Here is a 17,626-nt window from a genome sequence, read left to right as displayed (position 1 = left end):
ATGGATGAAGGTGTTGAAACAGGGGAAGCGATGGACTGCCGCCCTGCTGATTATTGCATTGATTGTGTCGGGATTACCTTGGGAGAGGTCTGTTTTCGCTGACGATACGGCTGTCTTGGATCAAGAGCAGACAAAATCCGAAGGGAATGGTTGGGTGAATCGTGATTACCCGAAATATCAGACATTTACGCCATCCGTAACCGGAAAACTGGGCAGGATTGAACTCAATATATTCGACAGCTTTGGTGCGACTGGAGCTCTTCGGGTAGTGTTATATAAGGAAGGAGATCTTTCGAAGCCGCTGGGATCTGCGGAGTTGGCCTCATTCGGGTCAGGTTGGGCAACGATCGATTTTTCCGGTGAATCGCCTTATTTGAAGAGAAATACGATGTATCGGATGGTCGTATCCACTGAATTCGGACAACCTTCGGGTTTCGGCTGGTACATGGCCGGTGGTGATCCCTATAAAGGGGGTTCCTCTGCGGCTCCCGGATATGATTTTGCTTTCAAGACCTATATGGTCCCGGACTATTCGTTATCCCCGGCCGAGAGCGGGATCGCAAGCGCGGATTCGAGCCTGGCCGCCGACGGAACAAGCCAGACGACGATCACCGTAAAGCTGAAGGACGCGCAGGGGAATGACATAACAAGCGGAGCGCCTGAAGTTGCCATGACCACGACGGCAGGTGCCATCAGCGCCGTAACGAATCATCACAACGGAACGTACACGGCGACGCTGACCGCTCCCAAGACGGTTGGCACCGCAACGATCAGCGCAAGCATCGACGGCCAAGCGATGGAGCACACGGCAAGCGTGCGGTTCGTACCTGGACCGCCGTCACTTCAGATTAGCATGATTGAAATGGGAGCCGCTTCTTTGCCTGCCGACGGGACAAGCCAAACGCCGGTCGCCGTGAAGCTGAAGGATGCGCAGGGGAATGACGTAACAAGCGCGGGCGCTGTGGTTGCCATCACCTCAACGGCAGGTACCGTCAGCGCCGTAACGGATAACAAAAACGGAACGTATACGGCGATATTGACGGCTCCAACAAAGGTAGGCACCGCGACGGTCAGCGCGAGCATAAGCGGCCAAGCGATGGAGCAAACGGCGAGCGTACAGTTCTTGTCAGGGCCGCCGTCCCTTCAAACAAGTATGGTTGAAGCAGCGGACTCTTTTCTGCCTGCAGACGGGACAAGCCAAACGGCGATCAGCGTGAAGCTGAAGGACGCGCAGGGAAATGACGTAACAAGCGGCGGGACTGATGTTGTCATTACTGCGACGGCAGGTATCGTCAGTGCAGTAACGGACAACCAAAACGGAACGTACACGGCGATATTGACGGCTCCAACGACGGTAGGCGCCGCGACGATCAGCGCAAGCATCGGCGGCCAAGCGGTGGAGCAAACGGCGAATGTGCAGTTCGTGTCGGGAGAGGTAAGTGCTTCCCATTCGACAATGACCGCCAGCGATCTTGTCGTACAAGCGGATGGAAGCAGTAAAGCGTCGATTACCGTCAAACTTAATGATGAATTTGATCATCCGCTCGCCGGAAAACGGGTGCTGCTGCAAGACGATGGCGGGCGGTCCGTTATTCATGAGGTCAATGGGGTGACCGATGAGAACGGACTTGCCATATTTGAGGTTACCAATACGGCGGCGGAAAATGTGACTTTTCTTGCAAAGGAGGAAACCAGCGGCGTGACGCTGGACCAAACCGTAAGCATCAAATTTACTTATGAGCAGCCTCCGGGTATTGAACTGCAAGCGGATCCCGTAACCTCGACATTTGAAAGTGTTACGGTTACGGTAAAGGCCGCCGCCTATGGCGAGTTCAACAGCATATCGGCTATCAAATGGGCTGAAGGAAATCATCCTGTCTCCTATTTCGAGACGGAGGGAACGGAAATAGAGAATCATTTCACCGTACAGCAAAACGGGATTTTTTCTATCTATGTGCGCGATGCGGCAGGCAACGCGAACGTTAGCCTGATCGAAATCGCAAATATTGTTCCGAGGAGCAGCAACGCGAATCTGGCGTTTTGGCAGCTGACAGGAGTAGGAGGATTGGTAAACTTCAAGTTTGATCCGGAAAAAACGAATTATTCGGTCGGGGCGGCATATCCGGTACATGGCGTAAAAATGATACTGAAGGCGGAGAATACTTACGCTGCCGTTTCCGTGAATGGGGTAGAGGTAAATGGCGGAACGTTAACCGATGAGTATCCCCTTCAGCTTGGCAGCAACAAGTTTGAGGTTGAGGTCAAGGCACAAGACGGCTCCATTAAAACATATACGCTCACCGTGGTTCGTTCAGCTGAAAGCACGGAACCCGGCTCCAATCCAAACCCAAACCCAAATCCAGGCCCTGGTCCGAGCCCTAATTCAGGCCCCAGCTCTGGTTCCTATTCTGGGGGAGCTCCGAATGCCGAGCTTCCATCAAACACTGCGCCATCCGGCAACCCGATCGCGGTTTGGATCAATGAGCAAAAGGTATCCGGCATTGCCTCGCGGCAGCCAGCAGCCAATGGGACGAACTTCACTGAAGTTCTTTTAGATATCAAAACAATAAAAAAGGTACTCGATGCACGTTCCGCTGCAGACTCTGAGCTTTCGGTTTCCATCGCTAACGAGCCGGGCAAAGTCGCTTTCCGGATCCCCGTTGAAACGGCGAAACTCCTTGGAGAGAAGGCTGTAATCATGCTGAAGACCAAGGAAGGCCAATATCGATTGCCTTTGGCCGAAGTAGTGAAGCAAGAGCCGGATTGGACAAAGGACGGGGAAGTTCAAATCACGATTGAACCTGGCCAAGCGAAAGCGGTGACCGGGCTGCAAAAGGCGGCGGATCAAGGAGATTTACAGCTTGTAGGTGAGCCGGTTCTTTTTCATATGTATGTGCAGAATCACGGCTCCAAAAAAGAAGTCCCCAGCTTCAAACATTTCGTGGAGAGGGTCGTTTACTTGCCGGGCGAGAACGCCAAAGTTTCAACGGCTGCAGTTTGGGACCCTAAGCAAGGGATACGTCCGGTGCCGACGAAATTCATTAAAGTGGATGGGCGCCAAGCTGCTTTCATTCACAGCTTCACGAACGGCGCGTTTGTGCTGATATACAAAACTCCGAAGCTAACGGATATACAAGGTCATTGGGCTGCGGCCGATATCGAAGACATGAACAGCAGAATGATTGTTCAAGGCATAGACGGAAGCCGATTCGCCCCTGAGGCTGTCATGACACGAGCTGAATTGGCCGCATTGCTTGCCAGATCCATGGGATTGCCTGAAAAAGAGGGCGGTCGGGAATTCCAAGACGTAACTGAATCAAGCTGGTACAGCGGCGCGATCGAAGCCATGAAAGCCAATGGCATGATGGATGGCTTCAAGGATGGAGCAATTAAACCGAATCAGCCGGTGTCCCGGCAGGAGGCGATCGTGATGATCGTTCGGGCGATGCAGCTGATGAATGGCCATCCGGGAACAAATGCCGCCGGAGTCATGGTTGATCTGGAACGTTACACGGATCATGATCAAATTAGCAATTGGGCAAGCGAAGCTATTCGGATCGCCATTGACGGAGGGTTGGTGAAGGGTGACGGGAATGCGCTGCATCCGCAGAAACCGGTAACCCGCGCCGAAACGACGGCGCTTTTGTACCGAATGCTGCTCAAAGCGGGATTTATTGACGGGGACCGAGCCCAATAAGACTTTGGTGAGTCAAGGTTTATCTTCAATCGCATGAATGCATATAAAAAACCAGTCTACGCACGATTTTCCGTGCGAAAGACTGGTTTTTCTCTATTTGATATAAAACTGCACATAACAGGCTCACGGGATGTAGGGGTTAGTAGGGGTTATGACTGTTCTGCGCCCTGTCTGCCGGCATAATAAGGCTCTCCCGGATCTATATCGATGACAACCCGGTGCGGCGCGGCCAGCGCGTATTGGTGCTCGCAGCGCCAGCGCATCTCTTCGGTGAAACCAACCGTCTCCCCGTCGGAAATAACGTCTCCGCGGTCAAATAAATAATAGGCGATATTGAGCAAATTACCGGCTACTTCATCTGGCTCCAGATCGTAATAATGACACTGAACATCAGGAATGCCCAGCGCGGCGAGTCCCAATGAATCCATCAGACCTTCCGGGCGGCCGCTGCCGGTGCCTTCAACATTATAAAAACGTATGTTCAGCGCACCATATAACAGCTCACCTTCTTCAATCGCCGCCAGATAAGCGCTAGGCTCGACGAGCTTGTCGCTTTCCCGGAAATAGATTGCGTCGCAGGGCGCTGTTTCCAGCACCGCCCGCAGGGAACCGGTAAACAGCTGCAGCCGCGATTTGGGATCAAGTCCCGATGCCATCATGTCGATCAACAGCAGCGAGTGCTCGCACTCACTCACGATTTGAGCTGCCTCCCGCCAATGCCAGGACTGCTGAATGGCCGTTTCATAGTCCGTGACCGGGCGGCTTTCCGTATCCACCAGGCTGGTTTGCGCCGGCATTTCGCCTTGCGCGTATTCAACCATATAATTCAGATGGAAAAAATGCAGCAATTCCTGATTGTTCGCTTCCCACACAGCAAGTCCCGCAGTGTCTGGATTTTGCTGTTCTTTGCGATCCACTTTACCCGTGTAATGTTCCATCTTCTCGTAAAGCATGTTGCGGTCCAGCTTTGGCGGCTGCTTGTATTTTAGCTCCACACCGTACACCCGGGCAAAACCGAAGTCTTTTTCCTGTTCAAGCATTTCATTCGTATCCAGTTTTAACGCCTCCTAATTTATTGGCTATTACTGATATTGCTCTTTCTCAGCTTGAATAAAGTGAACAATAGGTGCGGTCAAAGCGGCCTGCCAGCAAATCCTCCTTGCGGATAAAAAAATGCAGCACGCCGGCATCCCACCAGCAGAATCCGACATCGTTATCGCTTTCGATTTCCAAAAGCATGAGCGTATCCTGTATTTCCTCCTCAGCCTTGTCCCGATTTCCCGCAAAATGATCAGTTATTTGCCGCAGCGCCTGCTCCGGATGATAATCATAATCTTGGCCGGTTAAAATCATCAAGGCGGCTTCATGTTCGCAGTCTCCATGCTGATCCGTCGGATAACCAAACATCGTGGCGATATCCTCGTTTTGATGTTCACTAATCGCAAAGGTTAGATCTTCATAATCGTCATAATCAAACGTATCGCTCTCAATCACGTCATAATCGGCATAGGCATAGTTCGGCGGTTCAAGCGACGTTCGGGCTTCAATGCGATACCCGTTAAATTGTTCTTCCAAGGCTGTCGTTTCCGGTGCCATGCGGCGTTTGACGGAAGCAAGCTCATTCGCCTGTACATGGATGACATGGTGTTCGATATTGTAAGCCGGTTCATCCACACCCACGAAGAAATAAAGCATGCCGCTTTTGGGAAGCAGCGGAGTATCGGCCTGTCCGGCCAAATCGTTCAGGTTCAGCTGCGCCACAAAAGTCATCGGTATCCCGTCGGTAGTCGCGGGCCATTCGGTGTGGGAAGGAAGATCGGGATCTCCTCCGATTCTGGAATGACCGGCAGCTTCGTAGTTTTCAACCTCCGATTTGCTGTACCGGATTCCTTGGCGGGTATTCTCAAGGAGATATTCCGAGATATGGTCACATTGATGTTCGGAGATCAGTTTCTCGAGTTTTTTGCGATTGCCTTCATTCAGGTTCATGATGTCCTCCATTATTTTCACGTGAGTCAATTTCATAATGCCGCTTGCTGTTTGAAATCAAGTTGGATATAGATCATATGTATTTGATGCTCTTGTATCAAGGTCCACAAACTCGATATAAATCCATTATGAAATTGCTTCGTGGTTAACAATATTCTATATGATACTGTTATACGCATCCATAATCCCTTGTACCCAACAGGGCAGGGTAAAATTTTATAATGTTAACAATTTTATTTCGCGTTTGCGAAAACGTAAAATCATTGACAAACGCTACGTAGAACATTATACTCGGTAACAAGTTAAACGTTTACTCATTTTTTCTAATTTGCAGCATAAAGAAGGTAATGTGAATGAATCCCCCGACAATCAAAGATGTGGCCAAAGCAGCGAATGTATCCGTTGCCACCGTGTCCCGCGTGCTTCATAACCTTACAGGCTTTTCGGACAAAACAAAGCAAAAGGTGCTGCAGGCGGTAGAGGAGCTTGGTTATCAACCCAATGCGATTGCCCGTGGACTCATCAATAAACGGACGCAAACGATCGGGGTATTGTTTCCCGATGTTTCAAGCAACTTTTCATCGGATATTTTGCATGGCGTTGAGGATGCGGCACATGAAAAGGGGTTTAGCGTGATCGTGTGCAACACGGCCGAAGACGGCAAAAGAACGATGAAATATTTGCAGGTGCTGCGGGAAAAACAGATCGACGGAATCGTGTTCACAAGCGAGTTTTTGAAGGATGAGTATTATGAGGCGCTCAATGACATGAGGGTACCGGTGGTACTGGTCAACACGCAGACTCATAAGCATATGATTCCCTACGTCAAGGTCGATGACCGCCAAGCCGCATATCAGGCAACGGATTATCTTATTCGGAACGGACATCGCGAAATCGCCATGATCAGTGGCACGTTAACCGATCCGATCGCCGGAACACCGCGTGTGGAGGGCTATAAACAGGCGCTTGCCGATCACGGAATAGAAGTTGATGAAGACAGGATCGCTTACGGGAATTTTGGCTATGAGAGCGGAAGGCAGGCCATGCATAAGCTGCTGGCGGAAGCTCCATCATTCACGGCCGTGTTTGCCGCAAGTGATGAAATGGCCGTCGGGGCCATGGGAGCTGCGTTTGAGAAAGGGCTGAAGATCCCAGATGATCTATCGATCATCGGCTATGATGATTTAAACATTTCCAGAATGATTTACCCGCCGCTGACGACGGTTCATCAACCGCTTGCAGATATGGGCCGGCTTGCCACGGAAAAACTGATAGCATTAATAGAAAACACGTCGCAGGTGTCCAGCAGCATCGTTAGTCATTACATCGTTGAAAGACAAACCGTTCGAAAATTGCCTTGAAGATCATCAATTTCATCATGTCGCCGGATGCCTGAATTCAACTGGATGTAGATGTTTTCAAGTTCCGTAATCCATTATGAAATTGATTCAAAGGCTCATTTTTTCAATAATTGAGTAAACGTTTACTATTCAAAATCTTATCCATACATTTCACCCGGCTGCCTTTATCTGCTCAATCATTAGTTTAAATTATATAATTTCATGATCAAAAAAGTGAATTTTAAATAGGGGGTGGTCAGTAGAAGTTCTGAAGACATCATTTTTTTTAACCATACAGTAAACGTTTACTCTTTCATTTAACGATAAAATCATTGGAGGGTCAAAACGATGAAAAAGAAAAAGATGATTTCAATTGTACTTGTAAGCGCATTATTTGCGATGGCTCTGGCTGGCTGCGGAGGCAAAAAAGATGCTGCAGACGACGGAAAGATCAAGCTGGAATTTTTTCAGAATAAAACCGAAGCCAAAGCTTCCTTTGATGAGTTGGTCAAAAAGTTTAACGATGCCAATCCCAATATCACAGTGACCCAGGTGAATCCTCCGGATGCCGAAACCGTCCTTAAAACCCGCGTAGCCAAAAAAGACGTACCGGACATTATCGGCATCGGCGCGACCGACACCTATGCGCAGTTGGCGAAAAGCGGAGTGTTTGCCGACTTTTCGGATAGCGGATTAACCGGGAATATCCAGCCCGCATATCTGAACATGATGAACAAGCTGACCGGTTCCGAAAAGGTAAACGGCATTCCGTTTACGGCGAATGCGAGCGGAGTCATTTATAACAAAAAAATGTTTGAAGAGCTTGGGCTTTCAATTCCGAAAACCTGGGACGAACTGATAGCGACAGCGCAAAAGGTCAAAGATGCAGGCAAAACGCCCTTCTATTTGACCATCAAGGATTCCTGGACGACGCTGGTCCCATTTAACTCCTTGTCAACGGAAATTATGGGCATTGATTTCTACGGGGAGCGTGCCGAAGGGAAAACCAAATTCGACAGCCCCGAATTCCGCGAAGTAGCCGAAAAGCAATTGAAGCTCATGGATTTCGCGGAAAAGGATATGTACGGCAAGGGATACAACGACGGCAATGCGGCATTTGCCAAAGGCGAAGCTGCAATGTATCTGCAAGGCGTGTGGGCGATTCCGGAAATTTTGAAAGCGAATCCGGATGCCTCGGTTGGCGTATTCCCGTTCCCTGGCACAAATGATGCGGGCCGGAACAAGGTCATCTCCGGCGTCGATACGCTTTTGACGGTTTCCAAAAACACGAAACATCCGGAAGAAGCGAAGAAATTTATCGAATTTTTGCTGAAGTCCGAGAATGTGCAGACTTTCATCGATCAGCAAAAGGCATTTTCCGCAGTCAAAGGCGTGAACCAATCCGATGCCAGCGTTCAAGGATTTAATGAAGCATTCGAAAGCGGAGCGATCGAAGACTTCTCCGATCACTATATCCCTAGCGCGGTCAAAGCCGACACGATCATTCAAGGCTTCATGCAAAAGAAAGATATCGACGCATACGTGAAGCAGTTCGATACGGAATGGGATAAAGTGGCGGCCCGCAAGTAGAGTTTTTGAGGGGGAGGGCGCGGCCTGTGCGCTCTCTTCTATATTAGAAAGTTAAGGGGTCCCCGCAAAGTAATCGGAATAAGCTTCGAAGGCCACATGTCACTCCGTACTTTTGCTCCGCAAAAGCGCCCCTCTGTGAGAGGCGCCCTTACTTCTTTCCGATACTCTTTGTGGGGTTGTTTTCGCTATGAAAAAGGAGGAGCCCTATGTCAAAAAGAAAAGCAGCGTTTTACAGCATGACGATACCGGCTTTGCTGTTGTTCTTCACATTCCATACCTTTCCCACGCTGCAAGGGATCTTTTATTCCTTTACCAACTGGGACGGTTACAGCGACGGTTATGATTTCGTAGGCTTCAAGAACTTCAAGGCGCTTTTTACGGATGAAAACGTACTGAATGCTTACTTGTTTACCTTTAAATACGCGATCGTCGTGACGGTCTTGATTAATGTCATCAGCTTGTTGATCGCGTTGGGTCTGAATTCAAAGATTAAATTCCGCAATTTCTTCCGCGGAGTGTATTTCCTGCCCAACGTCCTCGGCGTTTTGATCGTAGGTTATATTTTCAACTATATTTTTGCGAACGCCATACCGACGATCGGGGAGGCACTGGGGAGCGAGACGCTCGCCATCAATATTTTGGGAAGCGAAAAATGGGCCTGGGTCGGCATCGTGATCGTGGCCGTATGGCAGGGCATCGCTTTTAACACCATATTGTATCTGGCCGGCCTGCAAACGATCCCTCGTGATCTGTATGAAGCATCCGACATCGATGGAGCCGGCAAATGGGAAACATTCCGGTCCATTACTTTTCCTATGCTGGCTTCGTTCTTTACGATCAACATGGTGCTTGCCATGAAAAATTCGCTTATGGTGTTCGACCAGATCGTGGCGCTTACCGGGGGCGGTCCGGGGCGGGCTACGCAGTCCATTGCCATGCTGATTTATCAAGGCGGGTTTCAAGGCGGGGAATTTGCCTATCAATCGGCCAATGCCGTCATTTACTTTATCGTAATTGTGATCATTTCCGTGGTACAGCTTAACTTTTTACAGAAGAGGGAGATGGATGCCTAATGAAAAAACGCAGCTCAACGAATTGGGTCGTCACAATCCTGATCACTCTTGGGTCTCTGCTTATTTTATTCCCTCTTTATATGACGGTTTCGATTGCGCTGAAAAATCCGGAAGAAATGGCAAAGTCGATTTTTTCGCTGCCGACAGGGCTGCATTTCGATAACTTCGCACGGGCGATCGAAGCAACGAATTTCTTCGGCGCTTTTAAAAACAGCGCGCTGATCACGTTTATTTCCGTTAGTTTCATTCTGCTGACCAATTCGCTTGTTTCCTACGCGGTGGCACGGAATATTAAGCAGAAATTTTTTAAAGGCCTGTATTTATACTTTATCAGCGCCATGTTCATCCCGTTTCAAATCATTATGCTCCCGGTCGTAAAATTGACGACGGATCTGCATATGAACAATATTCCGGGCATCATTATTTTATATATTGTGTACGGGCTTGCCTTTAACATTTTCGTGTATGTGGGTTATATCCGCTCCATTCCGGTTGAACTGGAAGAAGCGGCGACGGTGGATGGAGCAACGACGTATGGAACCTTCTGGCGCATTATTTTCCCGCTCCTCGCACCGATTAATGCGACGGTAGCCATTCTGAGCTGTCTGTCGACCTGGAATGACTTTATGCTGCCGCTCATCATTTTGAGCGAACCGGACTCTTATACGCTGCCTCTGGTACAGTACGTTTTCCAAGGGCAGTTCAGCACGGATTACAACCTTGCGTTTGCTTCGTACCTGCTTGCGCTGGCGCCGATGGTCATCGTATATCTGGTAGCCCAGAAATGGATCATTAACGGCATAACGCAAGGCGCGGTGAAATCATAAGCGGACCTGGATATGGCTCGTATGTCATTAAAGATCAAATGGATAGGAGAAAAAGAGATGAAAAAAACATGGTGGAAAGAAAGCGTAGTGTATCAGATTTATCCGCGAAGTTTCCAGGATAGCAACGGGGACGGGATCGGCGATATTCCGGGAATCATCTCCCGGCTGGATTATTTGCAGAAGCTGGGCGTGGATGTCATCTGGCTGAGCCCGGTGTATGAATCTCCAAATGACGACAACGGATACGATATCAGCAACTACCAAGGGATTATGAATGAATTCGGCACGATGGCGGATTGGGACCGGCTTCTGGAAGGTCTGCACAGCCGGGGCATGAAGCTGATTATGGACCTGGTTGTAAACCATACCTCCGATGAACATGCCTGGTTCCTGGAATCCCGCAAATCCAAAGATAACGCTTATCGTGATTACTATATCTGGCGTGACGGCAAAGACGGGAAGGAACCGAATAACTGGGCTTCCATCTTCAGCGGATCCGCATGGAAGCTCGATGAAACGACGGGACAATATTACCTGCATCTCTTTTCTTCGAAGCAGCCGGACCTGAACTGGGAAAATGAGAAGGTCCGCCGCGAAGTCTATGACATGATGACTTGGTGGCTGGATAAAGGCATTGACGGCTTCCGGATGGATGTCATTAATATGATCAGCAAGGTTGAGGGATTGCCGGATGCAGCGGGCGAAGGCAAATACAACGACGGTGGCAAATATTTCATGAACGGTCCGCGCATTCATGAATTTTTACAGGAAATGAACCGGGAAGTCATGTCCAAATACGATGTGATGACTGTCGGGGAAACACCAGGGGTATCCCCTGACGAGGCTTCGTTTTTTGTCGGTGAGGACCGGGGCGAATTGAACATGGTCTTCCAGTTTGAGCTGATGGATATCGACTCGGGTCCTGAAGCAAAATGGAATGTGATACCTTGGAAGCTCGCAGGTTTCAAGCAAATCATGAGCAAATGGCAGTACGAGCTTGAAGGCAAGGGCTGGAACAGTCTGTTCCTGAACAACCATGATCAGCCGCGCATGGTGTCCCGCTTCGGGGATGACGGCAAATATCGCAAGGAATCGGCCAAAATGCTGGCCACTCTGCTGCATACCTTGCAAGGAACGCCTTATATTTATCAAGGCGAAGAACTCGGAATGACCAATGTCCGTTTCGACACGCTTGAAGAGTACAAGGATATTGAAACGCTCAACATGTTCCGCGAGTATCGCGAAGCAGGACGTTCCGAAGCGCAAATCATGGAGTCGATCTACTACAAAGGGCGGGATAACGCCCGTACGCCGATGCAGTGGGATGACTCGCCTAACGGCGGTTTTACGACAGGGACGCCTTGGCTGAAAATGAATCCGAATTATGTGCATATCAACGCCAAGGAATCGCTCGAAGATCCGGATTCCATTTTCCATTATTACCGCCGTCTGATTGAACTTCGGAAACAGCATGAAGTGATCGTTTACGGTAAATATGATCTTCTCTTGGAGGAAAATGATCGTATCTATGCGTATACCCGGACTCTGGGGGAAGAACGGCTGCTCATCATCCTCAACTTCTTCGCGGAGCCGGTAACCTTTCATCTTCCGGACAACGTGCAATATAATGGGGCAGAGCAGCTCATCGGCAACTATGAATGGCCGGCTGAAGCGAATCTCCGCGGATTGGAGCTACGCCCTTACGAAGCCCAAGTGCTGAAATTAAAATAATGCATTGTGCATTTTAAGCCATTAAAAAACGGGAAGCCTTTTCGGCTTGCCCGTTTTTTGGTGATTGCAGGATGGATAAGTTTTTTGGGGTGCCCGCAAAGGATTTGGAATAAGATTCGAAGCATGGGCTCCGCTTTGTGGGGTTGTTTTTGTATCTATCCGAGCATCCCGATCAACAGAATGCCGGAAAAAACCACAATGGAAGATAAAATCCGTTTGAGTCCCTGCTGCTCCTTTAGAATGAGGACGCCAAGGAAGGTGGCGAACACGGTGCCGATCTCCCGCAATGGACTGATATGGGCCATAGGCGCCTGCTGCATCGCGAACAGGAAAAGCAGGTATGAACCGGGGTTCAATATGGCTCCCAGGAAAATGGTGGAACGATTTGTTCTCCATTCCTGCCGCAACGCGCCGGAAGTGAGCACAAGCGGTGTCAAACCGGCCACAAACCCGATGTTCGTTACTTCGAGCAGAGCCAAGGGCGAAACATTTTCCAGGTTTAATTTATCCACGAATACATAACAGGTGGTGCAAAGGCCGACGCAAAGCGCCAGCAGAAACGGCTTAAGGTTTTGGGGCCGGGCGTCTTTCTTGCTGCCGCCTCGGCCCATACCGCTTAGCAGGAAAAAGCCTGCAATCATACATAAAATTCCGAGCCATCCGAAGGCAGTCAGCGTTTCATGAAGGAAAGCGACGCCGATCAGCGGAACCAAAAGCGTGCTGGTCCCGCGCATAATCGGATAAATTTGCGACAGATCTCCAAGCTCATACGTTTTGGACAGCAGCCATGAATACAATCCTTGCAGGATAACCGACAGCAGGAGAAGCCCGTACGCGCCCCACGACAAAGGATGACGCCATAGTTCGGCTACCAGAACCGGAAGCAGCAGAACGGAAGGAATCATCATGATCGACCATAAAAAAACGCCTTTGTTCACGCTCCGTTTGGTGAACATGCTCCATACGGCATGCGCCATGCCGGAAGCAAGAACAAGCAGAATAGGTAAAAGCATGGATGCTAATACTCCTTAATATTTATTTTTCGTTGGCTGTTTCGGGTTGATGAACAGGCTGCTTGCTGACAACCGAACCATCCTCCAGGCGCAGCCAAGTGGAGAAACCGGCTTCTCCCGATTTCAGGTGGATCACGCGCGCGCCGCGTTCGAATCCTTCTTTGCCGTAAGTGTTAAAACCGCTTGCCCGACCGTAGCAAAGACGGATGCCATGCAGCATGCCTTCATAATCATTCACGTGATCATGTCCGCAGAACGTGCCGACAACATCGCCCATCTCAAGGAGAGCGGTGAACAATCCCGAGTTGACGGGGGCGCAGCAGACCGGTTCATGTTTATGGCCATAGCAGGTTTGCGTATCCCATACAACCTGATATTCCGGAATCGGTATATGGAAGAAGGCGAGGGCAGGCAGTTTCGCCTGGTTGTCAGGATTCAACCGCTCCGATTCTTTTACAAGCCAATCGATCTGATCCCGTCGAATCCAGTTGTAATAGGGAACATGCTCCAGCGGCGACACGCTGCCGGAATCCAGAAAATATAGATTGGCCGCCGGCTTTCCTTCGGCATCGACAAGTTCGACCGTATAATTGCCTTCACCGGTAATTTCCTTTGGTCCGGATTCGGCTAAGGTGTGCTTATGCGTCATGACAACCTGTATCAGTTCTTCACGGGTGATGTGCTGCTCCGTGTCATGATTGCCGAAAACAACGGCCCATGGGATACCGCGCTGTTCGACCGTGCCGACCGCATCCCGGAAGGCCTGCTCCGGATTCTGGCATTCGGTGTAGCCGGGCGAAACGGGACCGGTATAGATGACATCGCCCGTAAAGACAACCATATCCGGTTTTTCCTCATCCAAGACCATCTCCATGAGGGAGCGGGTGCGGTAATCTTCGGGTTCGCCGTTTTTCCAATGAAGATCGGTGAATTGTACAATCGTAAAGGTTCCATCCTGCCGGAAAGATAATTGGCGGCTCATGAAAAATTTCCTCCTTGTAAAAACTAAAGTTGTAATGTTGTTGTTTTATAATTAAATTTGTTGTTTTCATGTTGATTGTATGCTCTGCGTAAAATGTTGTCAATTCTTTTTTAGATATCATGCTCGAAGGACATGCATAGATTTCGCTATATTTTTTAGGACACGTTCTCTTTGTCGTTTGACAACGATTGTTCGAAACGAATAAACTGAAACAAAACAACAAAAAAACACACGAAAGCAATTGGAATTGCACAGGTGAGGAGGAATGCTGATATGTCCCTAACCTATGAAGAGCGACGTCAAACGATTCTCGCCCGGCTGAATACGGAAGGAAAAGTGCAGGTTCATGCCCTGGCGGAACTGTTTGACGTCTCAACGGAGACGATCCGCAGGGATTTGGACAGGCTTGAAAAGGAAGGACGGCTGCGCAAAGTATACGGGGGTGCGGTACAGACCCGTTCCGAACGGATCGAGCCGACCTTTATCAAGAGATCCCAGATGCACAGCGGCGAAAAACGGGCGATCGGAAAACTTGCGGCTTCTCTCGTGAGAGAAGGGGAGACCATCCTGCTGGACAATGGAACGACAACGATCGAAATTATGCGTGAACTGAAGGATCGGGCCGACGTGACCGTCATTACGAATTCCGTGCCGATTTTGACCTGTGCGCTCGACGGGTTTCAAGGAAAAGTCATTTTTGCCGGCGGCGAGGTCAACATGAGCTGCCAAGCGGCGACCGGGGCCATCGCCCATCAGCTGCTGGGTCAATTTAAAGTGAATAAAGCCTTCATTTCAGCGGGAGGAATTTCGCTGGCCGACGGCATTACCGAATACAATCTGGAAGAAGCGCTGCTGTCGCGCAAAATGATGCAGCGAACCGAAGAAGCCATCCTGGTTGCGGATCACTCCAAATTCGGGGTTACGACATTCGCGCAAATTGCGCCGATTGAGCAAATATCGATGATTGTCACGGATCCCGGCTGCTCCAAGGAATGGATCGAAGCGCTGAACAAGCTGGATGTTGAAGTATTGATCAGCAGCAAAAGTGGATAGTGCATTTTTTAGAGGAATATTTGTAAGCCATCTATCATTGTGTTAATATAAAGGCAATTCAGACGAACGGAGGGGTTACGTGTGTTAATTTTTTTTCCGGTTTCTCTTTAAGCGAATAGGGTTTTGCTTGAAGTCTGTGCTTTTTTGGCGCAGTAATCGGAAAAAGGATCAACATACGGCAGCCGGAAGCTCTATGCAGTCAGCTCGTTTGAGACTGGTGATCATAGAGTATGTTTCGCGTCCGATACTTTCATTCCCGATTACTGCATACCAACACAGGCGAAGGCCTGTGTTTTTTTATTTCATCAATGAGAAGTAAACGGAGGGATATGAAATGACGGAACGATTTGTAAAAACACGCGGCGTGGACATTTGTACGGAAAGCTTCGGTAGCCCCCAAAATCCGGCTGTGCTGCTGATTATGGGTGCTTCTGTATCAATGATTTGGTGGGAGGATGACTTTTGCAGAAGGATCGCGGACGAGGGGAGATTCGTCATCCGCTACGACAACCGCGACGTAGGCCGCTCGGTCACTTATACGCCGGGAGAACCTGAATATTCGTTTGAAGATTTGGCGGATGATGCGATGGGGGTTCTGGATGGATACGGAATCGAAAAAGCGCATATCGTCGGCATGTCGATGGGCGGGATGCTGACACAGATTCTCGCGCTGCGGCATCGGGAGCGGGTTCTAAGCGTAACGCTAATCTCGTCATCCAATTTTGCGCCTGGACTTCCTCTGATGGAAGAAAAGGTAGAGCAGTTTTTTGCGCATTCAGGAGATGTGGATTGGTCCGACGTGCAGGCGATAACGGCATTTTCATTAGGAAAATGGAAGATTCTTAGGGGTTCCGAGCGTGCTTTCGACGAGCGGAAAGTAGCGCTTTTGTCGGAAAAGGAAGCGAAACGCTCTCTCAATCCGGCCAGCATGATAAACCATGCACTCGTTTCCGGAGGGGAAACGTATCTTTTGCGAACGCATGAAATCGATGTGCCCGCATTGATCATTCATGGCACGGAAGACCCGATTATTCCTTATGCCCATGGCGTCCATCTGTCGGAAGTTATCCCTAATTCGAAGCTGGTGACGCTGAACGGGGCCGGGCATGAGCTTCACATAGATGACTGGGATGTGATGATTCAGACACTTGTTGATCATACGGCATTGTAAAAAGACTTTTTTGATTCATACCTTTGGTGAAAAAGGCCTGCACTTCAGAACTCTGAGGCAGGTCTTTTTTTGGCTTGAAGGATCCGGATAACATGTCTTGCAAAAAAACAGGTAAAATAGGAATATGAACCAGACTATATAGGATTGATCATTGGGGAGGGATACGTTATGCAAACAGCTTTAGATCGTCTGAACATTTGGATGACAGAGGTTCCTGTAAAATTCGGCGGATTGTCGGAACAGGAAATATCCGAACGGCCGCAGCCGCATAAATGGTCCCGAAAAGAAATACTCGGCCATCTATGCGACTCCGCGCTGAACAATCTGCAAAGATTTGTACGGGCCCAATATGAAGAACAGCCGAACACAATCATCAAATACGATCAGGATCAATGGGTGCGATTGATGAATTATCAGGAGCTTCCGTTCGAGCATATTTTAAGTTTTTGGGTGAGCTTAAACAAGCAGATTGCGGCCGTGTGGGAGAGAACTCCAGAAAATCAATTGACAAACGGGTTTCTTTTAAGCGAGGAGCAAACGGTAACCTTGCAATGGCTAATCGACGACTATGTTGATCACATGGAACATCATCTGAATCAAATTTTCGGGACAAAATAAAGGGGGATACTTCGAGTGTCGTGCACAATTGATCAGCTCAGCCTGCATAGGTATACGGAAAAGGATAAAGAAACTCTCGCGGCATTCCGGCTTCCTGACGAACAAGCACGGTTTACGGCCCTGCCGCTTGAAGTGCTGGAGGCGGATGAAGGCAAACACCCGATTGTCATCACATATGGACAGAAGCCCGTAGGATTTTTTTTGCTTCATACGAGCGAAAGAGTGAAGAATTATAGCGATAACCCGCAAGCCATTTTGTTAACGGCATTATCGATTAATCATATTGAACAAGGAAAAGGGTATGCCAAAAAAGCGATGCTTTTATTGCAGGACTTCGTCCAAAACGAGTTCCCGGAATACAATGAGGTGATTTTGGCGGTAAATCATAAAAATATTCCTGCGCAGAAGCTGTATGAAAAAGTAGGATTTCGGGATACCGGAAGAAGAAGGGAAGGAATCATCGGAGAGCAGTATATTTACGAGTTAGCCGTAGTATAACAGCCAGTATCGCAAAAGTTATGCAGCCGCTGCAGCAATAGGGT

14 protein-coding genes are annotated in these 17,626 nt (G+C 49.1%); 10 read left to right on the top strand and 4 right to left on the bottom strand.

Annotated features, from left to right (window positions below; translation table 11 throughout):
* Positions 1–4: 4 nt before the first annotated feature.
* On the top strand, positions 5–3,697 hold the full coding sequence (locus tag L6442_RS29420) for an invasin domain 3-containing protein (RefSeq protein ID WP_212979072.1): 3,693 nt from the start codon (positions 5–7) through the stop codon (positions 3,695–3,697).
* 149 nt (positions 3,698–3,846) lie between these two features.
* Here L6442_RS29420 and L6442_RS29415 read toward each other — a convergent pair whose 3' ends face one another.
* Together L6442_RS29415 and L6442_RS29410 are read right to left on the bottom strand one after the other, a co-directional pair.
* Entirely contained in the window at positions 3,847–4,737 is an 891-nt protein-coding gene (locus L6442_RS29415; protein WP_212979071.1) for a DUF4261 domain-containing protein, read from the bottom strand.
* 61 nt (positions 4,738–4,798) lie between these two features.
* Positions 4,799–5,686 (bottom strand): YwqG family protein, encoded by an 888-nt coding sequence (locus L6442_RS29410; RefSeq protein WP_212979070.1) that lies wholly within the window; start codon positions 5,684–5,686, stop codon positions 4,799–4,801.
* A gap of 353 nt (positions 5,687–6,039) precedes the next feature.
* Between L6442_RS29410 and L6442_RS29405 the strand changes: the two genes are divergently transcribed.
* The 5 genes from L6442_RS29405 (at position 6,040) to L6442_RS29385 (ending at position 12,247) form a co-directional block, all read left to right on the top strand.
* Positions 6,040–7,047, top strand: a complete 1,008-nt coding sequence (locus L6442_RS29405; protein WP_212979069.1) for a LacI family DNA-binding transcriptional regulator — start codon at positions 6,040–6,042, stop codon at positions 7,045–7,047.
* 327 nt (positions 7,048–7,374) lie between these two features.
* The gene (locus L6442_RS29400; protein WP_212979068.1) at positions 7,375–8,616 is read left to right on the top strand and encodes an ABC transporter substrate-binding protein; all 1,242 of its coding nucleotides are present in this window, start codon (positions 7,375–7,377) and stop codon (positions 8,614–8,616) included.
* Between the two features lie 206 nt (positions 8,617–8,822).
* Positions 8,823–9,689, top strand: coding sequence for a carbohydrate ABC transporter permease (locus L6442_RS29395; RefSeq protein ID WP_212979067.1), 867 nt, complete (start codon positions 8,823–8,825; stop codon positions 9,687–9,689).
* Positions 9,689–10,516: a carbohydrate ABC transporter permease gene (locus L6442_RS29390; RefSeq protein ID WP_212979066.1), complete on the top strand. Its 828-nt coding sequence runs from the start codon at positions 9,689–9,691 to the stop codon at positions 10,514–10,516. The genes L6442_RS29395 and L6442_RS29390 overlap by 1 nt, the downstream gene beginning before the upstream one ends.
* A gap of 57 nt (positions 10,517–10,573) precedes the next feature.
* Complete coding sequence (locus L6442_RS29385; RefSeq protein ID WP_212979065.1) at positions 10,574–12,247, top strand: glycoside hydrolase family 13 protein; 1,674 nt, start codon at positions 10,574–10,576, stop codon at positions 12,245–12,247.
* 155 nt (positions 12,248–12,402) lie between these two features.
* Here L6442_RS29385 and L6442_RS29380 read toward each other — a convergent pair whose 3' ends face one another.
* Positions 12,403–13,260 carry a DMT family transporter gene (locus L6442_RS29380; RefSeq protein WP_212979064.1) on the bottom strand — a complete coding sequence of 286 codons (858 nt, stop codon included), beginning with the start codon at positions 13,258–13,260 and terminating at the stop codon, positions 12,403–12,405.
* A 22-nt stretch (positions 13,261–13,282) separates the two neighbouring features.
* The gene (locus tag L6442_RS29375) at positions 13,283–14,242 is read right to left on the bottom strand and encodes a metallophosphoesterase family protein (protein ID WP_212979063.1); all 960 of its coding nucleotides are present in this window, start codon (positions 14,240–14,242) and stop codon (positions 13,283–13,285) included.
* 273 nt (positions 14,243–14,515) lie between these two features.
* Here L6442_RS29375 and L6442_RS29370 point away from each other — a divergent pair, with 273 nt between their 5' ends.
* The 4 genes from L6442_RS29370 (at position 14,516) to L6442_RS29355 (ending at position 17,582) form a co-directional block, all read left to right on the top strand.
* Positions 14,516–15,295, top strand: coding sequence for a DeoR/GlpR family DNA-binding transcription regulator (locus L6442_RS29370; RefSeq protein ID WP_212979062.1), 780 nt, complete (start codon positions 14,516–14,518; stop codon positions 15,293–15,295).
* Between the two features lie 334 nt (positions 15,296–15,629).
* On the top strand, positions 15,630–16,466 hold the full coding sequence (gene mle, locus L6442_RS29365; protein WP_212979061.1) for an alpha/beta fold macrolide esterase: 837 nt from the start codon (positions 15,630–15,632) through the stop codon (positions 16,464–16,466).
* Positions 16,467–16,634: 168 nt separating this feature from the next.
* A complete protein-coding gene (locus L6442_RS29360; RefSeq protein WP_212979060.1) occupies positions 16,635–17,084 on the top strand; it encodes a DinB family protein in 450 nt (149 codons plus the stop codon).
* Between the two features lie 15 nt (positions 17,085–17,099).
* A complete protein-coding gene (locus L6442_RS29355; protein ID WP_237100126.1) occupies positions 17,100–17,582 on the top strand; it encodes a GNAT family N-acetyltransferase in 483 nt (160 codons plus the stop codon).
* The last annotated feature ends 44 nt before the right edge of the window (positions 17,583–17,626 follow it).

Source organism: Paenibacillus azoreducens (assembly GCF_021654775.1).
Classification (GTDB): domain Bacteria; phylum Bacillota; class Bacilli; order Paenibacillales; family Paenibacillaceae; genus Paenibacillus_AQ; species Paenibacillus_AQ azoreducens.
Note: the sequence above shows the minus strand (reverse complement) of the source record. Positions and strands in the feature narration are given on the sequence as shown.

Excerpts from the sequence above, each read along its gene's own strand:
- L6442_RS29420 (WP_212979072.1), top strand. The coding sequence starts at position 5 with ATGAAGGTGTTGAAACAGGGGAAGCGATGGACTGCCGCCCTGCTGATT.
- L6442_RS29415 (WP_212979071.1), bottom strand. The coding sequence starts at position 4,737 with ATGCTTGAACAGGAAAAAGACTTCGGTTTTGCCCGGGTGTACGGTGTG.
- L6442_RS29410 (WP_212979070.1), bottom strand. The coding sequence starts at position 5,686 with ATGAACCTGAATGAAGGCAATCGCAAAAAACTCGAGAAACTGATCTCC.
- L6442_RS29405 (WP_212979069.1), top strand. The coding sequence starts at position 6,040 with ATGAATCCCCCGACAATCAAAGATGTGGCCAAAGCAGCGAATGTATCC.
- L6442_RS29400 (WP_212979068.1), top strand. The coding sequence starts at position 7,375 with ATGAAAAAGAAAAAGATGATTTCAATTGTACTTGTAAGCGCATTATTT.
- L6442_RS29395 (WP_212979067.1), top strand. The coding sequence starts at position 8,823 with ATGTCAAAAAGAAAAGCAGCGTTTTACAGCATGACGATACCGGCTTTG.
- L6442_RS29390 (WP_212979066.1), top strand. The coding sequence starts at position 9,689 with ATGAAAAAACGCAGCTCAACGAATTGGGTCGTCACAATCCTGATCACT.
- L6442_RS29385 (WP_212979065.1), top strand. The coding sequence starts at position 10,574 with ATGAAAAAAACATGGTGGAAAGAAAGCGTAGTGTATCAGATTTATCCG.
- L6442_RS29380 (WP_212979064.1), bottom strand. The coding sequence starts at position 13,260 with ATGCTTTTACCTATTCTGCTTGTTCTTGCTTCCGGCATGGCGCATGCC.
- L6442_RS29375 (WP_212979063.1), bottom strand. The coding sequence starts at position 14,242 with ATGAGCCGCCAATTATCTTTCCGGCAGGATGGAACCTTTACGATTGTA.
- L6442_RS29370 (WP_212979062.1), top strand. The coding sequence starts at position 14,516 with ATGTCCCTAACCTATGAAGAGCGACGTCAAACGATTCTCGCCCGGCTG.
- mle (WP_212979061.1), top strand. The coding sequence starts at position 15,630 with ATGACGGAACGATTTGTAAAAACACGCGGCGTGGACATTTGTACGGAA.
- L6442_RS29360 (WP_212979060.1), top strand. The coding sequence starts at position 16,635 with ATGCAAACAGCTTTAGATCGTCTGAACATTTGGATGACAGAGGTTCCT.